Annotated in this window: 21 protein-coding genes; 16 read left to right on the top strand and 5 right to left on the bottom strand. The window is 65.7% G+C overall.

Features of this window, described 5'->3' with window-relative positions; genetic code table 11:
* Window positions 1-32 precede the first annotated feature (32 nt).
* Both PSTAB_RS18420 and PSTAB_RS18425 read right to left on the bottom strand, forming a co-directional pair.
* On the bottom strand, window positions 33-1679 hold the full coding sequence (locus PSTAB_RS18420) for an acyl-CoA dehydrogenase family protein (RefSeq protein ID WP_013984154.1): 1647 nt from the start codon (window positions 1677-1679) through the stop codon (window positions 33-35).
* 148 nt (window positions 1680-1827) lie between these two features.
* Entirely contained in the window at window positions 1828-3828 is a 2001-nt protein-coding gene (locus tag PSTAB_RS18425) for a sensor histidine kinase (protein ID WP_013984155.1), read from the bottom strand.
* Between the two features lie 223 nt (window positions 3829-4051).
* On the opposite strand from PSTAB_RS18425, the gene PSTAB_RS18430 reads away from it, so the two are divergent.
* The 10 genes from PSTAB_RS18430 (at window position 4052) to lnt (ending at window position 13611) form a co-directional block, all read left to right on the top strand.
* Window positions 4052-4846 carry a hydroxymethylpyrimidine/phosphomethylpyrimidine kinase gene (locus PSTAB_RS18430; RefSeq protein ID WP_013984156.1) on the top strand — a complete coding sequence of 265 codons (795 nt, stop codon included), beginning with the start codon at window positions 4052-4054 and terminating at the stop codon, window positions 4844-4846.
* A gap of 14 nt (window positions 4847-4860) precedes the next feature.
* On the top strand, window positions 4861-5502 hold the full coding sequence (thiE, locus tag PSTAB_RS18435; RefSeq protein WP_011914765.1) for a thiamine phosphate synthase: 642 nt from the start codon (window positions 4861-4863) through the stop codon (window positions 5500-5502).
* Between the two features lie 53 nt (window positions 5503-5555).
* The gene (gene hemL / locus PSTAB_RS18440) at window positions 5556-6839 is read left to right on the top strand and encodes a glutamate-1-semialdehyde 2,1-aminomutase (protein WP_011914766.1); all 1284 of its coding nucleotides are present in this window, start codon (window positions 5556-5558) and stop codon (window positions 6837-6839) included.
* An 8-nt stretch (window positions 6840-6847) separates the two neighbouring features.
* Window positions 6848-7459 (top strand): hypothetical protein, encoded by a 612-nt coding sequence (locus tag PSTAB_RS18445; RefSeq protein ID WP_013984157.1) that lies wholly within the window; start codon window positions 6848-6850, stop codon window positions 7457-7459.
* 117 nt (window positions 7460-7576) lie between these two features.
* Window positions 7577-8113 (top strand): tetratricopeptide repeat protein, encoded by a 537-nt coding sequence (locus tag PSTAB_RS18450; protein WP_011914768.1) that lies wholly within the window; start codon window positions 7577-7579, stop codon window positions 8111-8113.
* A 103-nt stretch (window positions 8114-8216) separates the two neighbouring features.
* Window positions 8217-9530, top strand: coding sequence for a tRNA (N6-isopentenyl adenosine(37)-C2)-methylthiotransferase MiaB (miaB, locus tag PSTAB_RS18455; protein ID WP_013984158.1), 1314 nt, complete (start codon window positions 8217-8219; stop codon window positions 9528-9530).
* 131 nt (window positions 9531-9661) lie between these two features.
* Window positions 9662-10669, top strand: a complete 1008-nt coding sequence (locus tag PSTAB_RS18460; protein WP_013984159.1) for a PhoH family protein — start codon at window positions 9662-9664, stop codon at window positions 10667-10669.
* A complete protein-coding gene (gene ybeY, locus PSTAB_RS18465; protein ID WP_013984160.1) occupies window positions 10662-11144 on the top strand; it encodes an rRNA maturation RNase YbeY in 483 nt (160 codons plus the stop codon). The genes PSTAB_RS18460 and ybeY overlap by 8 nt, the downstream gene beginning before the upstream one ends.
* 9 nt (window positions 11145-11153) lie before the next feature.
* Window positions 11154-11996 (top strand): HlyC/CorC family transporter, encoded by an 843-nt coding sequence (locus PSTAB_RS18470; RefSeq protein WP_011914772.1) that lies wholly within the window; start codon window positions 11154-11156, stop codon window positions 11994-11996.
* A 103-nt stretch (window positions 11997-12099) separates the two neighbouring features.
* Entirely contained in the window at window positions 12100-13611 is a 1512-nt protein-coding gene (gene lnt, locus PSTAB_RS18475; protein WP_013984161.1) for an apolipoprotein N-acyltransferase, read from the top strand.
* Window positions 13612-13651: 40 nt separating this feature from the next.
* Here the strand turns inward: lnt and PSTAB_RS18480 are convergent, their stop codons facing one another.
* On the bottom strand, window positions 13652-14425 hold the full coding sequence (locus tag PSTAB_RS18480) for a YdcF family protein (protein ID WP_013984162.1): 774 nt from the start codon (window positions 14423-14425) through the stop codon (window positions 13652-13654).
* A 65-nt stretch (window positions 14426-14490) separates the two neighbouring features.
* The gene (locus tag PSTAB_RS18485; RefSeq protein WP_011914775.1) at window positions 14491-14943 is read right to left on the bottom strand and encodes a TFIIB-type zinc ribbon-containing protein; all 453 of its coding nucleotides are present in this window, start codon (window positions 14941-14943) and stop codon (window positions 14491-14493) included.
* A 262-nt stretch (window positions 14944-15205) separates the two neighbouring features.
* Here PSTAB_RS18485 and leuS point away from each other — a divergent pair, with 262 nt between their 5' ends.
* The 6 genes from leuS to PSTAB_RS18515 all read left to right on the top strand — a co-directional run bounded on the left by leuS (window position 15206) and on the right by PSTAB_RS18515 (window position 22483).
* Window positions 15206-17812: a leucine--tRNA ligase gene (gene leuS / locus PSTAB_RS18490; protein ID WP_013984164.1), complete on the top strand. Its 2607-nt coding sequence runs from the start codon at window positions 15206-15208 to the stop codon at window positions 17810-17812.
* A gap of 43 nt (window positions 17813-17855) precedes the next feature.
* Complete coding sequence (locus PSTAB_RS18495) at window positions 17856-18461, top strand: LPS-assembly lipoprotein LptE (protein ID WP_013984165.1); 606 nt, start codon at window positions 17856-17858, stop codon at window positions 18459-18461.
* Window positions 18462-18498: 37 nt separating this feature from the next.
* A complete protein-coding gene (holA, locus tag PSTAB_RS18500; protein ID WP_013984166.1) occupies window positions 18499-19530 on the top strand; it encodes a DNA polymerase III subunit delta in 1032 nt (343 codons plus the stop codon).
* Window positions 19531-19608: 78 nt separating this feature from the next.
* Complete coding sequence (gene arfA, locus PSTAB_RS18505; protein WP_013984167.1) at window positions 19609-19767, top strand: alternative ribosome rescue factor ArfA; 159 nt, start codon at window positions 19609-19611, stop codon at window positions 19765-19767.
* A gap of 62 nt (window positions 19768-19829) precedes the next feature.
* Window positions 19830-21128, top strand: a complete 1299-nt coding sequence (locus PSTAB_RS18510) for a lytic murein transglycosylase (RefSeq protein ID WP_041771867.1) — start codon at window positions 19830-19832, stop codon at window positions 21126-21128.
* A 152-nt stretch (window positions 21129-21280) separates the two neighbouring features.
* A complete protein-coding gene (locus PSTAB_RS18515; protein WP_013982218.1) occupies window positions 21281-22483 on the top strand; it encodes an ISL3 family transposase in 1203 nt (400 codons plus the stop codon).
* A 43-nt stretch (window positions 22484-22526) separates the two neighbouring features.
* Here the strand turns inward: PSTAB_RS18515 and PSTAB_RS18520 are convergent, their stop codons facing one another.
* Window positions 22527-22871, bottom strand: coding sequence for a hypothetical protein (locus PSTAB_RS18520; protein ID WP_013984169.1), 345 nt, complete (start codon window positions 22869-22871; stop codon window positions 22527-22529).
* Window positions 22872-23039 lie beyond the last annotated feature (168 nt).

Here is a 23039-nt window from a genome sequence, read left to right on the forward strand (position 1 = left end):
CCGACGGCAAGGGGCTGCCGCCGGACAAGGGCTCATAGATGCGGTGCGCTGCGCGCCAGCAGCGCGGCGATATCCAGCCCCCTCGGCAGGGTGCCGTGCACCCGCCCGTGGCCATCCAGCCGGCTGGCGATGAAGGCATCCGATACCGCGGCATCGCCCGCTTCGAGCAACAGCTTGGCCTGCAGCGCCACGGCCACCTCTTCGGTCAGCTGACGGGCGCGGTACTGGATGTCCTCGGTGTCGCCGAAGGCCGCCTTCAGTCGCTGGATATGCGCCTTCAGGCGCGCGTCACCGTGGCCATCGCCGAGTTCGGCGAACAGCACCTCCAGCACGCCGGGCTCTTTGGACAGCGCGCGCAGTACATCCAGGCATTGCACGTTGCCGGAGCCTTCCCAGATGGAATTCACCGGCGCCTCGCGATAAAGCCGCGGCAGGATGGTTTCCTCGACATAGCCGGCGCCGCCGAGGCATTCGCTGGCCTCGGCGATCATGGTCGGGGCGCGCTTGCAGATCCAGTACTTGCCGATGGCGGTGACCAGGCGGGCGAACTTGTCTTCGTGCTCGTCATGGCGGTGGTCCTGGGCGCGGCCCATGCGCAGGGTCAGCGCCAGCGCTGCCTCGCTTTCCAGGGCAAGGTCGGCCAGCACGTTCTGCATCAGCGGCTGATCGAGCAGGGCGCGCCCACCTACCCGGCGGTGCGCGCAATGATGCATGGCCTGTGTCAGCGCCTGACGCATCAGCGAGCTGGAGCCGATCATGCAGTCGAAACGGGTCGAGGCGACCATCTCGATGATGGTCGGCACGCCGCGGCCCTCCTCGCCAACCATCCAGGCCAGCGCGCCGCGGTACTCGACTTCGCTGGAAGCGTTGGCCCAGTTGCCCAGCTTGTTCTTCAGCCGCTGGATATAGAAGGCGTTGCGCGTGCCGTCCGGGCGATGGCGCGGCAGCAGGAAACAGGACAGCCCCTTGTCGGTCTGCGCCAGGGTGAGGAAGGCGTCGCACATGGGCGCCGAGCAGAACCACTTGTGGCCGATCAGCTCGTAGGCCTGCCCCGGCCCGCCAGCACCGACCGCAAAGGCACGGGTCGTGTTGGCACGCACGTCGGTGCCGCCCTGCTTCTCGGTCATGGCCATGCCGATGGTGACGCCGGCCTTCTGCTCCATCGGCACGTTGCGCGGGTCGTATTCGCGGGCGAGGATCTTCGGCAGCCAGCGTTCGGCAAGGTCAGGCTGCAGACGCAACGCCGGCACGCTGGCGTAGGTCATGGTCAGGGGGCAGCTGCTGCCGGCTTCGGCCTGGTTGTGCAGGTACATCAGCGCCGCACGCGCCACCTGCGCGCCGGGCTGGGGATCGGTCCAGGGCAGCGAGGGAATGCCATGCTCGACGGCGGTGCGCATCAGCTCGTGATAGGCCGGATGGAATTCCACCAGATCGATCCGATGACCGTAGCGATCATGGCTCTTGAACACCGGCCTGTTCTCGTTGGCGAGAAAGCCGGCCTGCATCAGTGGCCCACCGGCCAGCGCGCCATAGACATCCAGCCGCCCCTGGGCCCAGCCGGCATGATAGCGCTGCGTCCACTGTTGCAACGGCAGGTCGAGGCGGTAAAGGTTGGCGCCTTCGAGCGGCGGCACCTGGTTGATGACCTCGTGGGTTTCGGCACAGGTCTGCGGAATCATCTGACGGCCCTCGTTTCGTTACCGATGCGCGGCGGCTGTCAGCAAGCGTAGTCGGCGCATGCGAGCAATGGGCGGCGCGGTTGGATCAGCAGTGAAACACGCAGCGGCAGGGCGCTTGAAGCGAGGTATCGGCCAAAAGGTCCGCGCCTCAGGCAATCGGCGCGGACGGCGGATTGCCGTTCGGTTGACTCGCGAGCATCTGTTCGGGGCCATGCAGCGGGAAGCGCACGCGGATGCAGAAGCGACTGCCCAGGCCGGGCCGCGACTGCTGGCTCAGCTGCCCGCCGAACACTTCGATCAGCCCGCGGCTGATCGCCAGGCCGATGCCGAGCCCGCCGTAGCGTCGGGTCATGGAGCCATCCACCTGGCGGAACTGGTGATAGAGGTAGGCCTGATCGGCGTCGCTGAAACCGATGCCGCTGTCGATCACTTCTACCTCGAGCTGCACCTGGCGCTGTTCCATCGCGCCGCCGAAGCGCAACGTCACGGCGCCCCGCGAGGTGAACTTGACCGCGTTGTCGAGCAGATGACAGATGCTTTGCTCGAACTTCTCGCCGTCCCCGTACACACGGTCCGGCAGCTTGCCGTCGAATTCCAGATCGAAGGCCAGCCCCTTGGCGCGCGCCTGGGGGCCGAACTGCTGCTCCAGCCGCACCGCCGTGTCGCGCAGGCTGAAGCGCTGGGCCTGCAGGCGCAGCTTGCCGGCGCGCAACTCGCTGAGCACGAGGATGTTGTTGACCAGGCGCATCATGTCCCGCGCCGAACCGGTGGCGATGTGCTGGTACTGCTGGAGTTCCTCCGGGGTTTCCGACGCCGGCAGCAGCTCCAGCGCGCCCATCACGCCCATCATCGGCGTGCGCAGCTCGTGGCTGATGTTGGAGAGAAACTCGTCCTTGAGCCGGTTGCTCTCGGCCAGCTCGCGGTTCAGCTGTTCCAGGTCGGCGCGGGCGTTCTCCAGGATCTTTGCCCGCTCGTCCTTCAGCGCGTTGATGCGATCGGCCAGCGCCATCGAAAGCAGCACCACCTCCAGCGCGGCCCCCAGCTGGCTGGCGTACATCGTCAGGAAGTTGTGCGGCAGGTGGCCCAACACCATCAGGGTGTTGATCTGCCCTCCGACCAGCAACGCGCTCCAGGCAATGATGAAATAGCGCGCCACACGCATGCCGCGCAGCCAGGCCAGGATGCCGGCGGCGAACACCGCCAGGGTGAAGAGCAGCGCCAGCGCGGTGGCCAGGCGCAGCGACAGGCCATAGTCGGTGGTCAGCGCCAGCACCATGACCACCACCGAAAAACCGATGATCAGCCGCAACAGCCGGTCCATCCAGCGGCTGTGCTCGGCGGTGCGCAGGAAGCTGCGGGTGAACAGGCAGCCGAACAACCCTGTGGCGCCGATCAGAAGGGGGGTCGCAGCGTTGGCCCACCACGGCCGATCCGGCCAGAGAAACTGCACCCCGGCGCCGTTCACCGAGACCTGATAGAGGCCAAACGCGGCGATGTAGAGAATGTAGAACAGGTAGCTCTGGTCGCGGATGCTGATATAGATGAACAGGTTGTAGACCAGCATCGCCAGCAGCACGCCATAGATCATGCCCAGTACGTAGATGCGTCCCGGCTGCGCCTCCAGATAGGCGTGCTGCGACCAGAGGCTCAGCGGCACCTGAATCGAGCCTTCGCTCTCCACCCGCAGGTAGACGCGCTGCGGCTGCTCGGGCTGGAGCTCGAGTTCGAACAGGTAGTTGCCCTGACGGATCTCGCGACTGGCCCAGGGCCGGGTGTCGCCGGTATCCCTGGCGAGGCGGTAGCCACCCTGGCCGTCGGACAGATAGAGCTGCAGGCTGTCCAGTGGCGGATACGCCACTTCCAGCAACCAGCGCCTCGCCCCTTGGGCGATCTGCGGCCGGTAGCTCAGATCGATGCGAACCCAGTGCACGGAGCGTGAATAGCCGGCATTGAACACCGGCGTGCGATTGCGCTGGAAATGGCTTTCGAATGCGGGCGACGCGATGTCCTCTATGCCGATCTCCCCGCGCGGGTCCTCGAACACTTCCATCATCTGCCCGAGCGGCAAATGACGGGTGTGTTCGTCGAGCTCGACGGCGGCGGCCAAGGCAGGCAGAACAGCCAGGAAGAAGAGGAAGACGTACCGCATGATGCCTCGTGCAGGCCAGGCGACTACTGCGAACCCACCGTCGGTGAACTCCGTCGCCCGGTCCGAAAACCAAAGTGCCAGCAATCTACCACAGCGGCGTGCGCACCCGGAAAAAGCCGATTCGCCAGGATGACTTGGCCGATGACCGGTGCGCGCGGCGGTGGCGGATAGACGCACAACTGCCGCGTCCCGCCAGCGCGGTTTGGTGATAAGCTCGCACGCCATGAAAAACTTCACTTCCCGTCCCGTCGTCCTCTGCCTGTCCGGCCACGATCCCAGTGGCGGCGCCGGCCTGCAGGCTGACATCGAAGCCCTGCTGGCGCAGGCCTGCCACGCCGCGCCGACCGTCACCGCGCTCACCGTGCAGGACACCGTCAACGTCACCGACTTCCGTGTGCTCGACCGTGACTGGGTACTGGCCCAGGCCCGCGCCGTGATCGCCGATATGCCGGTCGCCGCCGTCAAGCTGGGCATGCTTGGCTCGGTGGAGATGGTCGAGACGGTGCTCGAGATCATGGCCCGGCTGCCGGGCGTGCCGCTGGTCTGCGACCCGGTGCTGCGCGCCGGCGGTGGCGGTGCGCTGGGCAAGGAGGATGTCGGCTACGCCATGCGCGAGTGGCTGTTCCCGGTTTCCACCATCGCCACGCCGAATCTGCCGGAAGCTCGGATCCTTGCCGAACTGCCGGAGGGCAGCGCCGACGAGTGTGCCGAGCGCCTGCTGCCGCATATCCGCCACCTGCTGATCACCGGCGGCCATGGCGACGAGAGCGAAGTGCACAACCGCCTGTATTGCCGCGACGGCAGTCGTCACGATTTCACTTGCGCGCGCCTGCCGGGCAGCTATCACGGCTCCGGCTGCACGCTTGCCAGCGCCCTGGCCGGTCGTCTGGCACTGGGCGAGGAGCTGACCAGCGCGGTCCGCTCGGCGCTCGACTACACCTGGCGCACGCTGCGCGATGCCGAGGCCCCCGGCCACGGCCAGTACGTGCCGCGCCGCCTGCCCCTGGACCTGGCCTGACTGGAGACCAGCGCATGAAGGAATCGTCCCGCCTGCGCGGCCTGTACGCCATCACCGACAGCAAGTTGCTGGCCGATGGCCGCCTGCTGCCCTATGTCGAGGCGGCACTGAAGGGCGGCGCCCGCCTGCTGCAATATCGAGACAAGACCAGCGACGAGGCGCGGCGGCTGCGCGAGGCCGATGCGCTGCAGGAGCTCTGCGCCCGCCACGGTGCTCAGCTGATCATCAACGATGATGCCGAGCTGGCCGCGCGCCTGGGCGTCGGCCTGCATCTGGGCCAGGAAGATGGTTCGCTGGCAGCCGCCCGGGCCCTGCTCGGCCGCCAGGCGATCATCGGTGCCACCTGTCATGCGCAACTGCCGCTGGCCGAGCAGGCGGCACGTGATGGCGCCAGCTACGTCGCCTTCGGCCGTTTCTTCCAGTCCCACACCAAACCCGGCGCACCGGCAGCCAATCACGAATTGCTGCGTGAAGCCCGCGCCCGTATCGGCCTGCCCATCGTCGCCATCGGTGGCATCACGCTGGACACCGCGCCATCACTGATCGCTGAAGGCGTGCAGATGATCGCCGTGATCCACGCCCTGTTCGCCGCCGACAGCGCCGCCGAGGTCGAGCGCCGCGCCCAGGCCTTCAGCCAACTGTTCAACACGCCCTGATTCCGCCACGGTGGGTCGCTGATGCCGGCCCGCCCCTGTTTTGCGAGGCCCGCATGTCCCGTTCCGAAACCCTCTTTGCCAGCGCCCAGACCCACATCCCCGGCGGCGTCAACTCGCCGGTTCGCGCCTTCCGCAGCGTCGGCGGCACCCCGCTGTTCCTCAAGCACGCCGAAGGCGCCTATGTCATCGACGAGGACGACAAGCGCTACGTCGACTACGTCGGCTCCTGGGGCCCGATGATCCTCGGCCACAGCCACCCGCAGGTACTGGATGCCGTGCGTCGCCAGCTCGAGCACGGGCTGTCCTACGGCGCACCGACCGCGATGGAAACCGAGATGGCAGAGCTGGTCTGCCGCCTGGTGCCGTCCATGGAGATGGTCCGCATGGTCAGCTCCGGCACCGAGGCAACCATGAGCGCGATCCGCCTGGCCCGTGGTTACACCGGTCGCGACGCCATCATCAAGTTCGAGGGCTGCTATCACGGCCACTCCGACAGCCTGCTGGTGAAAGCCGGCTCCGGCGCCCTGACCCAGGGCGTACCAAGCTCAGCGGGCGTGCCGGCGGACTTCGCCAAGCACACCCTGACCCTGGCCTACAACGACCTCGACGAAGTCGAAGCCACGCTGAAGGAAAAGGGCGAGCAGGTCGCCTGCATCATCGTGGAGCCGGTGGCCGGCAACATGAACTGCGTGCCGCCGGCGCCGGGCTTCCTCGAGGGCCTGCGCCGCCTGTGCGACGCGCACGGCGTGGTGCTGATCTTCGACGAGGTGATGACCGGTTTCCGCGTCGCCCTCGGCGGTGCCCAGGCCTACTACGGCGTGACGCCGGACCTTTCGACCTTCGGCAAGATCATTGGCGGCGGCATGCCGGTGGGCTGCTTCGGCGGCAAGCGCGCCATCATGGAACGCATTGCCCCGCTCGGCCCGGTCTACCAGGCTGGCACGCTGTCGGGCAATCCACTGGCCATGGCCGCTGGCCTGACCACCCTGGAGTTGATCAGCCGCCCAGGCTTCCATGACGAACTGGGTGCCTACACCAGCCGCATGCTGCAGGGCCTGCAGGATCGCGCCGATGCCGCCGGCATCCCCTTCGTCACCACCCAGGTGGGCGGCATGTTCGGTCTGTATTTCAGCGGCGCTGACGACATCGTGACCTTCGCCGACGTCATGGCCAGCGATGCCGACCGCTTCAAGCGCTTCTTCCACCTGATGCTCGAGGGCGGCGTTTACCTGGCGCCGAGCGCGTTCGAAGCCGGCTTCACCTCCATCGCCCACGGCGATAAAGAGCTGGCCATCACCCTCGACGCCGCCGAGCGCGCCTTCGCCAAGCTCAAGTGAACGCGCCGATGGAACTGCTGCAGTCCCTGCTGCTGACGCTTGCCGCTGCTGCCAGCGCGATCCAGATCGGTCGCGCCCGGCGCCGTTACGGCGAAACGGATCAACCGGCGCTGTTCAGCGCGATGCTCGCCTTCATCCTCGCCGCGGCCAGCGGGGCGACCGGCCTCGGCGGCGGATTGGCCGAGGCCCAGCAGTGGCTGGAACGCGCCACCCTGCTGCTCGGTCTGCCGCTGCTCGCGCTGGCTGCGCTGACCCTGGCACGACGCTGGGTCTGGAGCCGGCCGAACTGGGGCCGGGTGGTGCTCGGCCTGTGCGTGTTCTTCGAACTGGCACGACAGCTGGGCTGGAGCGAGCCCTATGCGCTCGGCCTGCTGCTCGCCAGCGCGCTGCTGGTGATCTATGCGGCGGTGCTGCAATGGCCGGACCGCTTGCCGAGCGGTGCTGGCGTCGCGGCCGGCGTGCTGTTGCTGCTCATGCTGCCGATACCCAGCGGCAGTGCTATCGACAATCCGCTGGCCGGGGCAGAGCCACTGCTGCTGGCCATCGCCAGTCCGCTGCTGGCGCTGCTGTTGCTGCGGTTGCCGGGCAGCACAGGCGAACAACAGCCAACCGCGACATAAAAAGCCGATGGCAGGCGGTTAAAGGCTTTGTAAGCAGACTGCAGCTTATCCATAATGTGACGGCTGGCTCGTTCCAGCCTTTCATTATCGCCCTGCTCCTCGAGGCGCCAGATTTTCATGATCCGCACCGGCCGCATCCTGTCTTTGGGCTGTCTGCTGCTTCTCTCGCCTCTCACGGCCCTGGCCGGCGGGAACACCCTGCTGATCCCGGCGACCGCCCGTTGCGCGCTCAACACGCTCCCCGAAGAACTCCCCGAGGCGCTGCGCAGCTGCCAGCAGGCCGCCAGTGAAGGCGACGTGCAGGCCGCCTACGAACTGGGCGAATTCCACTACGATGGCCGCCGCGCACCGCGCGACCTGGCCAAGGCGCTGTACTGGTTCGAACAGGCATCGCTGCGCGGCCATGCGGCGGCGCAGCACCGCCTCGGCGTGATGTTCTTCCGGGGCGAAGGCGTCAAGGCGAACAACGTCCAGGCCTATATCGTGCTGAAGATGGCTGCGGTCAACGGCGAGGACGAGGCGCTGGACACCGCCGACCGCGTCTCCGCGCAGATGCGCCGCGACGAACTGGAGATCGCCACTCAGGTGCTCGGCCAGATCTTCCGCGACTATCTCATGCAGCTGCAGGCCGCCGACGCGCCGCTCATTCCCTGAAGCCTGGCGAGGCAGCCGCCCTGCGGCATCCGTCCGCGCTTTCCCCTGCCCGGCGGTGGGCATATAATCGCCGGTCATTTTTTGCACAACGCCGGCCCGTAACATGACCCGCAAGCTTTTCATCGAAACCCATGGCTGCCAGATGAACGAGTACGACAGCTCGCGCATGGTGGACCTGCTGGGCGAACACCAGGCCATGGAGATCACCGAGAATCCGGCAGAAGCCGACGTGATCCTGCTCAATACCTGCTCGATCCGCGAAAAGGCCCAGGAAAAGGTCTTTTCCCAGCTGGGCCGCTGGCGCGAACTGAAACAGGACAATCCGCAGCTGGTGATCGGCGTCGGTGGCTGCGTCGCCAGCCAGGAAGGCGCGGCGATCCGCGACCGCGCGCCCTATGTCGATGTGGTCTTCGGCCCGCAGACACTGCACCGCCTGCCGGAAATGATCGATGCCGCGCGCACCACCAGGACGCCGCAGGTGGATATTTCCTTCCCCGAGATCGAGAAGTTCGACCGCCTGCCCGAGCCGCGCGTCGACGGCCCCAGCGCCTATGTCTCGGTCATGGAAGGCTGCAGCAAGTACTGCACCTTCTGTGTGGTGCCCTACACCCGCGGCGAGGAAGTCAGCCGGCCGCTGGCCGATGTGCTGGCGGAGATCGTTCACCTGGCCGAGAACGGCGTCAAGGAAGTCACCCTGCTGGGGCAGAACGTCAACGGCTATCGCCACGACGGCCACGACTTCGCCGACCTGCTGCATGCAGTGGCAGCGATCGATGGCATCGGACGCATCCGCTACACCACCAGCCATCCGCTGGAATTCTCCGACGCCATCATCCAGGCCCACGCGGACATCCCGCAGCTGGTGAAATACCTGCACCTGCCGGTGCAGGCCGGTTCCGACCGCATCCTCGCAGCGATGAAGCGCAACCACACCGCGCTGGAGTACAAGTCGCGCATCCGCCGCCTGAAGGCCGCGGTCCCGGACATCCTGATCAGCTCGGACTTCATCGTCGGCTTCCCCGGCGAGACGGACAAGGACTTCGAACAGACCATGAAGCTGATCGAGGACGTCGGCTTCGACTTCTCCTACTCCTTCGTCTACAGCGCTCGTCCCGGCACCCCGGCGGCGGACCTCGCCGATGACACACCGGAGGAGGTCAAGAAACAACGCCTGGCGATCCTGCAGCAGCGCATCAACCAGCAGGGCTTCGAGAACAGCCGACGAATGGTCGGCACCACGCAGCGCATCCTGGTCAGTGACTACTCGAAAAAGGACCCCGGCATGCTGCAGGGCCGTACCGAGCACAATCGCATCGTCAACTTCCGCTGCGACAACCCGCGACTGATCGGCCAGTTCGTCGACGTTCACATCGACGATGCGCTGCCACACTCGCTGCGTGGCAGCCTGCTATCTTGAGAGTGACGGTCGCGGGCCCGTGTGATTGCATCGGCGCCGCGACCGGCTGCCCGACTGTGCTTTCCGCATTGCGCCCGCAGCGCTATTCTTTCCCTCACCACTTCGCCGATCACGGCCACATATAAAAGCCCTTGAACGCACCCATAGAACCGCATCGTTTCACCCTCGAACCCTTTGAAGCCCGTCGCTTCGCCAACCTCTGCGGCCAGTTCGACGAGCATCTGCGCCTGATCGAACAACGCCTGGAGCTGGAAATCCGCAACCGCGGCAACCAGTTCGAACTGGTCGGCCCGAGCAACGTGGCCAAGTCCGCCGAGAACCTCCTGCGCCGCCTGTACCGCGAGACCAAGACCACCGAGCTGTCCCCGGACATGGTGCACCTGTACCTGCAGGAATCCGGCATGGAGGAATTGGCCAACCCGAACGCCCAGCAGGGCGTGGCGCTGCGCACCAAGAAGGGCATGATCCGCCCGCGTGGCGCCAACCAGCAGCGCTACGTCAAGGCCATCCTCGACAACGACATCAATTTCGGCGTGGGCCCGGCCGGTACCGGCAAGACCTACCTGGCGGTCGCCTGCGCGGTGGACGCGCTGGAACGTGAGCAGGTGCGCCGCATCCTGCTGGTGCGCCCGGCGGTGGAAGCCGGCGAGAAGCTCGGCTTCCTGCCGGGCGATCTGGCGCAGAAGATCGACCCCTACCTGCGCCCGCTGTACGACGCGCTCTACGAAATGCTCGGCTTCGAGTACGTGGCGCGGCTGATCGAGAAGCAGGTGATCGAGATCGCTCCGCTGGCCTACATGCGCGGGCGTACGCTGAACAACAGCTTCATCATCCTCGATGAGAGCCAGAACACCACCCAGGAGCAGATGAAAATGTTCCTGACCCGGATCGGCTTCGGCTCCACCGCCGTGATCACCGGCGACATCACCCAGGTCGACCTGCCGCGTGGCACCAAGAGCGGCCTGGCGCACGTCATCGAGGTGCTCAAGGACGTCAACGGCATCAGCTTCACCCACTTCAAGCCCAAGGACGTGGTGCGCCACCCGCTGGTGCAGCGCATCGTCGAGGCGTACGAGTCGTTCGAGGATCGTCAGTCGCCGGCCAGCAAGCGCGCCGCGCAGGATGCCGCCGGTGATTGAACTCGACCTGCAGTGCGCCAGCACTGGCGCCGCGCCCGCTGCGACGGACCTGCAACGCTGGTGCGAACTGGCGCTGCGTCAGCGCAGTGGCGACTCCGAGCTGACCATTCGCCTGGTCGACGAGGAGGAAGGCCGCGAGCTCAACCGCACCTGGCGACAGAAGGACTACGCCACCAACGTGCTGTCGTTCCCGGCCGATGTGCCGGACGAGTTTCTCGACATTCCGCTGCTCGGCGACCTGGTCATCTGCGTGCCGGTGGTCGAGCGCGAGGCAGCAGAACAGGGCAAGGCCCTCGACGCGCACTGGGCGCATCTGGTCATCCACGGTTGCCTGCATCTGCTCGGCTACGATCACATCGAAGATGCCGAAGCCGAGGAGATGGAAGCGCTTGAGCGCCAGCTGCTGGCTGAACTGGGGCACCCCGACCCCTATGCTGAAGATTCGCCCGAACCGGGCATTTGCAAGGACTCTTGAGTCAACGACATGAGCGAAGATCGATCGATCAGCGGGCAGAAGACCTGGCTGGAAAGAATCACCCAGGCTTTTGCCCATGAACCCAAGAATCGCCAGGAGCTGCTGGAGATCCTGCGCGAGGCCCACCAGAACAAGCTGCTCGACAACGAGGCGCTGGCCATCGTCGAAGGCGCCATCCAGGTCGCCGACCTGCAGGTACGCGACATCATGGTGCCGCGGTCGCAGGTGATCAGCATCAAGGCCGACCAGTCTCCACGCGAATTCCTCCCCGCCATCATCGCCGCCGCGCATTCGCGCTATCCGGTCGTCGGCGAGAGCCTCGACGAGGTGATCGGCGTGCTGCTGGCCAAGGATCTGCTGCCGCTGATCCTCAAGGAGGACCAGCAGAACTTCGACATCAAGGACCTGCTGCGCCCGGCCACCTTCGTGCCCGAATCCAAGCGCCTCAATGTGCTGTTGCGCGAGTTCCGCGCCAACCACAACCACATGGCCATCGTCATCGACGAATACGGCGGCGTGGCCGGCCTGGTGACCATCGAAGACGTGCTCGAGCAGATCGTCGGCGATATCGAGGACGAGCACGACGTCGAGGAAGACAGTTATATCCGACCGTTGCCCAGCGGCGACTTTCTGGTCAAGGCGCTGACGCCGATCGACAGCTTCAACGAGTACTTCGGCAGCGCCTTCCCCGACGACGAGTTCGATACCGTTGCCGGCCTGGTGATGAGCACCTTTGGCCATCTGCCCAAGCGCAACGAGGTGACCGAGATCGACGGTTTCCGCGTTCGCGTATTGAACGCCGACAGCCGCCGCGTGCACATGCTGCGCCTGAGCCGTCTGGAAAGCGCTTGACCTGCGACTTGCCGCCCGCCCGCGGGCGGCAAGCGATCGGCCAGCTTGCCGGATCGCCTCGTTGCCCTTAGCCTGCGCCGCAATCCCCGCCCAAGGAAACCCCATGCACTGGTTCACCCGCCCCGGCTGGCCGGGCAATCTGCTGGCGCTACTGGCCGGCACGCTGACCACGCTCTCTTTGGCCCCCTTCGACATCTGGCCGCTGGCCCTGTTGTCGGTGGCACTGCTCTACCTCGGCCTGCGCGAAACCGGGCCGAAACAGGCGGCGCAACGCGGCTGGTGCTACGGCTTCGGCCTGTTCGCCTCGGGCGTCAGCTGGGTCTATGTGAGCATCCATGACTTCGGCGCGGCGTCGCCGCCATTGGCCGGGCTGCTGACGTTCGGCTTTGTCGCCGGCCTGGCGCTGTTCTTCGCCCTGCTCGGCTGGCTCTGGGTGCGGCTGCTGCGCAATCGCCATTCGGCGCTCGGTGACGCGCTGGCCTTCACCGCGCTCTGGCTGGCCTTCGACGCCCTGCGTGGCTGGCTGCTCACCGGCTTTCCCTGGCTCTATATCGGCTACAGCCAGCTCGACGGCCCGCTATCCGGCCTGGCGCCGGTGGGTGGTGTCTGGCTGCTGAGCTTCGCCATCGCCCTGAGCGCCACCCTGCTGGTCGCGCTGCCGCGACTGCGTGCCGACAAGCCGCGCCTGCTGGCTGGCGTCCTGTTGCTGATCGCCCCCTGGCTGACCGGACTGGCGCTCAAGGATCGCGCCTGGACCCAGGACAAGGGCAACCCCCTGAGCGTGGTTGCGGTACAGGGCAACGTCGAGCAGAGCATGAAGTGGGACCCCAAGAAACTGGAGATGCAGCTGCTGTTGTACCGCGACATGACCTTTCGCAGCCGCCCGGCGGACCTGATCGTCTGGCCGGAAACCGCCGTGCCGATCCTCAAGGAACACGCCGAAGGTTACCTGGCGATGATGGCTGGCTTCGCCGAGCAGCGCGGATCGGCGCTGATCACCGGTGTGCCGGTGCGCCAGCCCAACGCCGATGGCGAGCTGCGCTACTACAACGGCCTGACCACCGCTGGCGAGGGTGCCGGCACCTACCTCAAGCAGAAGCTGGTGCCGTTCGGCGAGTACGTGCCGCTGCAGGAACTGTTGCGCGGGCTGATCGCCTTCTTCGACCTGCCAATGTCCGACTTCGCCCGCGGCGAACCTGGCCAGCCGCTGCTGCAAGCCAGAGGCCTGCAGATCGCGCCCTACATCTGCTACGAGGTGGTCTATCCGGAGTTCGCCGCGGGCCTCGCGGCGCAGAGCGATCTGCTGCTGACGGTGAGCAACGATGCCTGGTTCGGCCGCTCTATCGGCCCGCTGCAGCATCTGCAGATGGCGCAGATGCGCGCGCTGGAGGCCGGACGCTGGATGATCCGCGCGACCAACAACGGCATCACCGTGCTGATCGACCCCTATGGGCGCATCACCGAGCAGATTCCGCAGTTCGAACAGGCCGTGCTGTATGGCGAGGTCACGCCAATGCAGGGGCTTACGCCCTACCTGCGCTGGCGCTCCTGGCCGCTGATCGCGGTATGCGTGTTGTTGCTCGGCTGGGCACTGGTCAGACGCAAGTCCGCATAGGGACACTCTGTGTCCCTGCGACTGGGAGAAAGCATTCCGCTCATTCGTTCGCCGAGCGATAAACCAGCGGGTACACCGCCATCCCCACCACTTCGTTGAGCAGCAGGCCGTTCTGCCAGAATGCCTTGGATTCCGGCAGCCAGCCATCGAGCGGACGCGCGTTGTGCCCGCCCATAAAGCCGACGGGCGCGGCGATCACCTCGATGCCGTTCTGCTCGAAGCACCAGCGCGAGCGCGGCATATGTGCGGCCGAGGTGACCAGCACCACCCGCTCGACGCCGGCGGCGCGCAGCATCTCGGCGCTGAACAGGGCATTCTCCCAGGTGGTCCGGCTGCGCTCCTCGAGCCAGCGCGTGGCCACGCCGAAGTCGCGTTGCAACACCTCCGCACCGAGCATGGCCTCGCTGGGCGGCTGCCCGTAATGCAGACCGCCACTGGTGAGAATCGGCAGCCCGCTGGCCTTGGCCAGTCGTGCCGCATAGCGCAGGCGCTCCAGCGCGGTGTACCCCGGCTGATCGCCGCCCCAGGCCGGATCGTTCTGCTCCCGGCCCGCGCCCAGTACCACAATGGCCCCGGCTTGCCCGCTCAGTTGCGACCAGCGTGCCTCCACCAGTGCCGGCTCGCGCTCCACCGCGCGCGCCGTCCATTCGACGATGATCGGCAGGCTCATCAGCCAGAGCCCGGTGAAGCCGGTGACGAAACACAGCGCCGCCAGCCTTGGCGAGCGGCGGCGAAGCCACCAGCCCAGCAGCAACAGAAGCAACAGCACACCTGGTGGCAACAGCAGTTGCTTGAAGAAATAACGAATCGGCATCCCAGCTCTCCGGCAAAGGACGACACTCTAGCGGCTGTCAGCCGATTTGTCGGCGCAGGCTGAGCTCAATGCCGCGGGTAGGTGTGCAGCCGTTGCCGGGCACGCAGCAACTGCGAACCGCATGCCGGGCATGCCGCAGGCCCGGCACCTTCCGGCCAGCTCACCTCGGCATTGCACAGGGCGCAGCTCAGAGTTTGCTGCAGATGCAAGGGGGCATGCCTCGGGCGCATGCCATGTCGCTGGCGACTGCCGCCGCGTACGGCGGGTCGCATTGCCTGGCGCGTGAGATGGGCCTGTTCCTCGGCGGCGGCATGCCAGCCGGAAAGCCACTGGGAATCGCGCTGCAGATAGGCACGGATCAACTCGAACTCGGCGGGGGTCAGCCCGCGCACCTCGAGCTCGCCGGCGACATCCGCCTCACCGGACGCGCTTCGCTCCGCCTCCTGCAGCGCCGACGTCAAACGCTGCAGCACCCGTGCATATAGACTGCTGTCCTCCGCTCGCGGCTCTCTGTCCATCTACCTCACCTCACGTTCGTCCCGCCCCTGGATCAAGCGTAGCTCAGCCTGGCCCGCTCAAGCCGGACACGACGGACGGAACCCAAGGCGCTGACGGCAAATCGGGTTTCCCTAGGCTGCGGGGGGTCATGTATGCTACGGCGCTTCCATGCCTCCGCCCGCCATCCGCCGGGTCGCGTTTGCACAAGGTCCTTCGGACCTGCCTGCCGCGCCTGCGCCAGCGCATTCGCGGAGAGCCAGCCCCTACCCAACGCCAGTAGCCATGCACGAACAGTATCAGCCCCGCGAGATCGAAGCCGCCGCGCAATCCCACTGGGATTCGCAGAAATCCTTTGAAGTGAGCGAACAGCCCGGCAAGGACACCTTCTATTGCCTGTCGATGTTCCCCTACCCCAGCGGCAAGCTGCACATGGGCCACGTGCGTAACTACACCATCGGCGACGTGATCGCCCGCTACCAGCGCATGCAGGGCAAGAACGTGCTGCAACCGATGGGCTGGGACGCCTTCGGCATGCCGGCCGAAAACGCCGCGATGAAGAACCAGGTGGCGCCGGCCAAATGGACTTACGAGAACATCGCCTACATGAAGGCCCAGCTGAAAAGCCTGGGCCTGGCCATCGACTGGTCGCGCGAAGTCACCACCTGCAAGCCGGACTACTACCGCTGGGAACAGTGGCTGTTCACCCGTCTGTTCGAGAAGGGCGTGATCTACCGCAAGAACGGCACGGTGAACTGGGACCCGGTCGACCAGACCGTGCTGGCCAACGAGCAGGTCATCGACGGCCGTGGCTGGCGTTCGGGCGCGCTGATCGAGAAGCGCGAAATCCCGATGTACTACTTCAAGATCACCGCCTACGCGGATGAGCTGCTGGAGAGTCTGGACGAGCTGGACGGCTGGCCCGAGCAGGTCAAGACCATGCAGCGCAACTGGATCGGCAAGTCGCGCGGCATGGAGATCAGCTTCCCCTACGACGTCGCCAGCATCGGCAACGAAGGCGTGATGAAGGTCTTCACCACCCGCCCCGATACGCTGATGGGTGCGACCTACGTGGCCGTCGCCGCCGAACATCCGCTGGCCACCCTGGCGGCGCAGCACAACCCCGAGCTGCAGGCCTTCATCGATGAGTGCAAGCGCGGCGGCGTTGCCGAAGCCGACATCGCCACCCAGGAGAAGAAGGGCCTGGCCACTTCCCTGCGCGTGCAGCACCCGCTGACCGGCGAGCTGCTGCCGGTATGGGTCGCCAACTACGTGCTGATGAACTACGGCGAGGGCGCGGTCATGGCCGTGCCGGCGCATGACGAGCGCGACTTCGAATTCGCCAGCAAGTACGGCCTGCCGATCAAGCCGGTGGTACGCACCAGTGCCGGCGACGAGACACCCGCCCCCTGGCAGGACGCCTACGGCGAGCACGGCCAGCTGATCAACTCCGGGATCTACGACGGCCTGGATTTCGAAGGCGCCTTCGATGCCATCGAAGTGGCGCTGCAGAAGAAGGGCCTCGGCCAGGCGCGTACCCAGTTCCGCCTGCGTGACTGGGGTATCAGCCGCCAGCGCTACTGGGGCTGCCCGATCCCGATCATTCACTGCGACAGCTGTGGCGACGTGCCGGTGCCGGAAGACCAGCTGCCGGTGGTGCTGCCCGAAGACGTGGTGCCGGATGGCGCCGGCTCGCCGCTGGCCAGGATGCCCGAGTTCTACGAATGCACGTGCCCGAAATGCGGCGCACCGGCCAAGCGCGAAACCGACACCATGGACACCTTCGTCGAGTCGTCCTGGTACTTCGCCCGCTACGCCAGCCCGAACTATGACAAGGGCATGGTCGACCCGCAGGCGGCCAACCACTGGCTGCCGGTGGATCAGTACATCGGCGGTATCGAACACGCCATCCTCCACCTGCTCTATGCGCGCTTCTTCCACAAGCTGATGCGCGACGAAGGGCTGGTGTCTTCGAATGAGCCGTTCAAGAACCTGCTGACCCAGGGCATGGTGGTCGCCGAGACCTACTACCGCACCCTGGAAAACGGCGGCAAGGACTGGTTCAACCCGGCCGACGTCGAGGTCGAGCGTGACGCCAAGGCCAAGGTCATCGGCGCCAGGCTCAAGACCGACGGCCTGCCGGTGGAAATCGGCGGCACCGAGAAGATGTCCAAGTCAAAGAACAACGGCGTCGACCCGCAGGCGATGATCGATGCCTACGGCGCCGACACCTGCCGTCTGTTCATGATGTTCGCCTCGCCGCCGGACATGAGCCTGGAATGGTCCGACTCCGGCGTCGAGGGCGCCAGCCGCTTCCTGCGCCGCGTCTGGCGCCTGGCCCACGCGCATGTCAGCGCCGGACTTCCGGGCGCGCTCGATGTGGCCGCACTTAACGATGAGCAGAAGGCCGTGCGCCGCGCGATTCATCTGGCGATCAAGCAGGCCAGCACCGATGTCGGCCAGCACCACAAGTTCAACACCGCCATTGCTCAGGTCATGACGCTGATGAACGTGCTGGAGAAGGCGCCGACCGCCGGGGAACAGGACCGCGCCCTGCTGCAGGAAGGCCTGGAAACCGTCGCCCTGCTGCTGGCCCCGATCACCCCGCATATCTGCCACGAACTCTGGCAGCAGCTGGGCAAGCCGGGCGCGATCATCGACGCGCAGTGGCCCAAGGTCGACGAGGCCGCCCTGGTGCAGGACAGCCTGACCCTGGTGGTACAGGTCAACGGCAAGCTGCGCGGCCAGATCGAAGTGCCGGCCAGCGCCAGCCGGGAAGAGGTGGAGACCGCCGCGCGCGGCAACGAGAACGTACTGCGCTTCACCGAAGGCCTGACCATCCGCAAGGTCATCGTGGTGCCGGGCAAGCTGGTCAACATCGTCGCTAACTGATTCGGTCCCGGCGCCTGCGCCGGGCCTGCAAGGGGATAACAAGATGAACAAACGGAATCTGGTGGTGCTGGGTCTGACATTGCTGCTGAGCGCCTGCGGTTTCCAGCTGCGCGGCACCGGTGATGTGGAGTTCGGTCTCAAGGAAATCGATCTGCAGGCCCGCAACAGCTATGGCGAGACGGTCCAGCAGCTCGAGAGCCTGCTGCAGAGCAATGGCGTGCGGGTGACCCCGAACGCGAAGTACAGCCTCAACCTGGCCCGCGAGCAGACCCGCCAGCGCACCGCCAGCTACACCAGCTCGGCACGCAGCGCCGAGTACGAGCTGACCAGCACACTCGATTACGAATTCCGCGGTCCGCAGAACCTGCTGTTGCTCGAAGACAGCATCGAGGTGCAGAAGGTCTACGTGCACGACAGCAACAACCTGATCGGCTCGTCCCAGGAAGGCGACCAGCTGCGCCAGGAAATGCGCCGCGAACTGCTGCAGCAGCTCGCCCTGCGTATCCAGCGCATCACGCCGTCACAGCTCGACCGCCTGCAGCAGGAAGCCGAAGCCAAGGCACGCGCCGAGGCGGAGGCCGTCGAAGCCGCCCGCCGCGCCCAGGACGCGCAACCGCAGCAGTCGCCCATCCAGCTACCCGTCCGCTGAGCCTGCACGGGGGCCGTAGCGCCCCCGTCTTCTGCCCATGAAGCTCTCCCCCGCCCAACTCGGCAAGCACCTGCAAGGCAGTCTCGCGCCCGTCTACGTGGTCTGTGGCGACGAGCATCTGCTGTGCCAGGAAGCCTGCGATGCGATTCGCGCGGCTACTCGCGCACAGGGGTTCAGTGAGCGCCAGGTCTTTCATGTCGAGACCGGCTTCGACTGGGGCCAGCTCATCGAGGCTGGCGCCAGCCTGTCGCTGTTCGCGGAAAAACGCCTGATCGAGTTGCGCATTCCCAACGGCAAGCCAGGGGACAAGGGCGCCGCGGCGCTACTGGACTACCTGGCGCGCCCGGCCGACGACACGGTGCTGTTGATCAGCCTGCCCAAGCTTGATGGCAGTACGCAGAAGACCAAGTGGGCCAAGGCGCTGATCGAAGGCAAGGACGTGCAATTCCTGCAGATCTGGCCGGTGGATGCCGCGCAGCTACCGCAATGGATCCGCCAGCGATTGGCCCAGGTCGGCCTGTCCGCTGACCAGGAAGCCGTCGAGCTGATCGCCGCGAGAGTCGAAGGCAATCTGCTCGCCGCCGCACAGGAAATCGAGAAGCTGAAACTGCTGGCCGACGCCGGCCAGATCAGCGCCGATACCGTGCAAGCCGCCGTCACCGACAGCGCCCGCTACGACGTCTTCGGCCTCATCGACGCGGCGCTCCAGGGGCAGGCCGCTCATGCGCTGCACATGCTCGAGGGCTTGCGCGGCGAGGGCGTGGAGGCACCAGTGATCCTCTGGGCATTGGCGCGCGAGCTGCGCCTGTTGGCCAACATCTCCCAGCAGTATGGTCAGGGCGTTCCGCTCGATCGCGCCTTCAGCCAGGCTCGCCCACCAGTCTGGGACAAACGACGCCCGTTGGTCTCCAAGGCACTGCAACGGCACGACGCCGCAGGCTGGAGCCGCTTGCTGATGGCTGCACAGCGCATCGACGAGCAGATCAAGGGCCAGGCCGAAGGCGACCCCTGGATCGGGCTGGCCAATATCTGCCTGCAGCTAAGCGGCCGCCGGCTGGGCGCCGGGTGACTTCGCCGCCTGCTGGACATTTTTTGTACAAGCCCTATGATGCCCTCGCCCGATGCCGGGCTGCCTGAGGGATACATCATGAGCACACGCAAGAAGCGGCCGAACAAGGCCAAACGGCTGGTCGCGCAACCGCTGTTCCGCCAGCGCCAGGAAACGCCCAAGAAAGGCAAAGGCAGCTACCGCCGCGAAGCCTCCCAGTCCACCAACTGGGAGGCTTCGGTCCTTCTGACGGCCTGAAAACCCAACACCCCGAAAGCGTGATAATGTCAGCGGCCGACGACACCTTTCGAGAGTGGTGCATGTATTACACCTTCGTTCCCGTTCTGCTGCTGCGAACGCTGGTCGCCGCCTCGGCGATGAGCCTGGTGGTCGCCTGTGCCGCCGAACCCCTCGCGCAGTCTTCTCTTGTCGGCAACGCGGCCGCCCCCTCCGGTCAGCGTAGCGACAATGCCGTCGTCGACGCGCCAGCAGAAGCCACGCATCTCAGCTTCAGCCAGTGGCGCGAGCAGTTCCGTGCAGAAGCCCTGGCAGCGGGCATTTCCGCCACCACCTTCGACCGCGCCTTCGCCGGGGTGCAGCCCGATCCGGCGGTGATCGAAGCCGATCGCAGCCAGCCGGAGTTCACGCGCCCGGTCTGGCAATATCTGGAAAGCGCGATTTCGCCCCAGCGGGTCCGCAGCGGACAGCGCCTGTTGAACGAGCACGCCGCAACCCTGGACCGCATCGAGGCACGCTACGGCGTCGATCGCGAAACCCTGGTCGCCGTCTGGGGCCTTGAGAGCAGTTTCGGCCAGATCATGGGCGACAAGTCGGTGATCCGCTCGCTGGCCACCCTCGCCCATGAAGGGCGCCGCCCCGCCTTTGCCAAAAGCCAACTGATCGCGGCGTTGGAGATCCTCCAGCACGGCGACGTGTCACCGCAGCAGATGCGCGGTTCCTGGGCTGGCGCCATGGGTCAGACGCAGTTCATCCCGACCACCTACAACACCCATGCGGTGGACTTCGACGGTGACGGCAAGCGCGACATCTGGAACAGCTCGGCCGATGCCCTGGCGTCCGCCGCACACTACCTGCAGGCCTCTGGCTGGAAGCAAGGTCAGCCCTGGGGCTTCGAAGTGCAACTGCCCAGCGGCTTCGACTACGCCCTGGCCGACAACGAGATCCGCAAGCCACTGGCCGAATGGCGCCGCCTCGGCCTACGCGGCCTGCCCGGCGGACGAGACGAAGCCAATGCCAGCCTGCTGCTGCCAGCCGGACACCGCGGTCCGGCATTCCTGATCATGGACAATTTCCGCGCGATCCTGCGTTACAACAACTCCTCGGCCTACGCGCTGGCCATCGGGCTGCTGTCCGAGAGCTTCCAGGGCAAGGGCCAGGTGGCGGGTAGTTGGCCGCGTGGCGAGCAGCCGCTCAGCCGTTCGGAGCGCCTGGAACTGCAGGAGCGCCTCGTCGCTCAGGGCTTCGACCCCGGCACCCCGGACGGCATCATCGGTGCCAATACGCGCAAGGCCATCCGCGGCTTCCAGCAGCGCCTCGGCTGGCCCGCCGACGGTCATCCCACCCAGGAACTGCTCGGCCGTCTGCGCGCGCAGCCCTGACTAACCTCAGCCAACGAAAAAGCCCCGGCAGGTTATGCCGGGGCTTTTTTTTTGGTTCTTCGCGGACTCTGGGGGAAGAGCGAGTTGACAGTCAGGGAAGCAGGTAAATTGGCAGTCGCCAAACACACCCTTCACCTGTCCCTGCTGTCGCCGTGCATCCTATTGATCTTGCCTCGTTCTGGCCAGGCTATGACGCCGTTGCCTGCCGTTCATCCGCCAACAACTCCCTTCTGATTGAGCTCGAGCCTCAAGCCGGTTCAGTGCCCAGGTGCGGGCGTTGTGGTCAGCTCAGTCCGTTGATTCACGAGCGCCGAATTCGTCTGGTGCGCGATCGTGATCTGTTCGATCAGCGCGTCTTGCTTCAACTACCCGTGCGCCGAGTCGATTGCCTGAACTGTGGTCGGGTGACCGAGCGGATCGACTGGCTGGAGCCTGCATCTCGCCTGACCCGGCGGTTACAGGTCTGGCTCGAAAGCTTGCTGCGGCTGCTGCCGATCAGCCACGTCAGCCAGCTCACCGGCCTGCACTGGCACACCCTCAAGACGCTCGACAAGCGCCGCCTGCAAGCCGAGGTAGGCACCTTCTATTCAAGCGGTGTCCGCCGCCTGGTGATGGACGAGTTCGCCCTGCACAAGGGGCATCGCTATGCCACGGTCATCATGGACGCCGAGCGAACACGGGTGCTGTGGGTCGGCCACGGCAACAGCCGTGAGGCGATCCGCCCGTTCTTTGAATTGCTCGGCGAGCACTGCCAGCAGATTGAGGCGGTGGCCATGGACATGAACACGGCTTTCGACCTGGAGGTGAAGAAGCATTGCCCGCAGGCCGAAGTGGTGTACGACCTGTTTCACGTCGTCGCGCGCTACGGTCGGGATGTGATCGACCGAATCCGGGTCGACCAGGCCAACCTTCTGCGCGAAGACAAGCCGGCACGAAAGGCGGTCAAGCAGAGTCGTTGGCTGCTGCTGCGCAACCGCGACAACCTGAAGGACGGACAGGCCGTGCAGTTACAGGAGCTGCTTGCTGCCAACCAGCCGTTGGCTACGGTCTATGTGCTCAAGGATGCGCTGAAGGATGTTTGGTACGCCCCCAGCGTACGAGAGGGTTGGCGACGCTGGCGAACCTGGCTGCGACATGCTCGCGAGAGCGACCTCGCGCCGCTGCAACGCTTCGCTCGCAACCTGCGCAAATACGCGCGAGGCATCCTTGCCAGTGCTCACTTCCACATGCATACCAGCGTCCTTGAGGGTGTTAACAACCGCATCAAGGTAATCAAGCGCATGGCCTATGGATTCCGGGACTCGGAGTACTTCTTCCTGAAAATCAAGGCCGCCTTCCCCGGGAAAGCGCGATGAACCTTTTTTTTGCGTTCAGCCTCTACGTGAGTGCCAGACGGCATCAGTGCTTGATCGCGACTTCATAGAGGTAATCGGGAAGCGGATCGATCACCACCTGCTGCCCCTGGTAATGGGCCTTGACCGCTTCGCGCGGTACGACGCCATGGGGGACCCGCTGGTCGCCGCCCAGCCGCTGGCGAGCACGGTAGTCGATGACGCAGCCATCGGCTTCGACCCAGAAGTGTGGCGCAACCACCTTACCGTCCAGCTCGACCTGCCCCAACATCGCACGGTACGGAATACGCTGCTTGGCCAGACGCGTCACGACCAGGCGGCTCATCGCGTCGCACTCGACCTTTGCGGCATCCAGATCGTCAAGCAAGTCCTTCAACTGGGGTTCGTTCATCTGCAGTGGCCCTCGGTTGGCCTCATGGTGTAAACGAGCGCCACTATAGACCAAAGTCTAATGCGGCGTAATGCCGCAATTTTCTTGCCAACGCTTCGCTGGCAAACCGAACGGATTCCGCCACGCGGGCAACAAAAAAGCCGCGGAGGCGATTCGACGCCTGCGCGG

Origin of the sequence: Stutzerimonas stutzeri (genome assembly GCF_000219605.1) — a bacterium.
In the GTDB taxonomy this organism is placed as follows: Bacteria; Pseudomonadota; Gammaproteobacteria; order Pseudomonadales; family Pseudomonadaceae; genus Stutzerimonas; species Stutzerimonas stutzeri.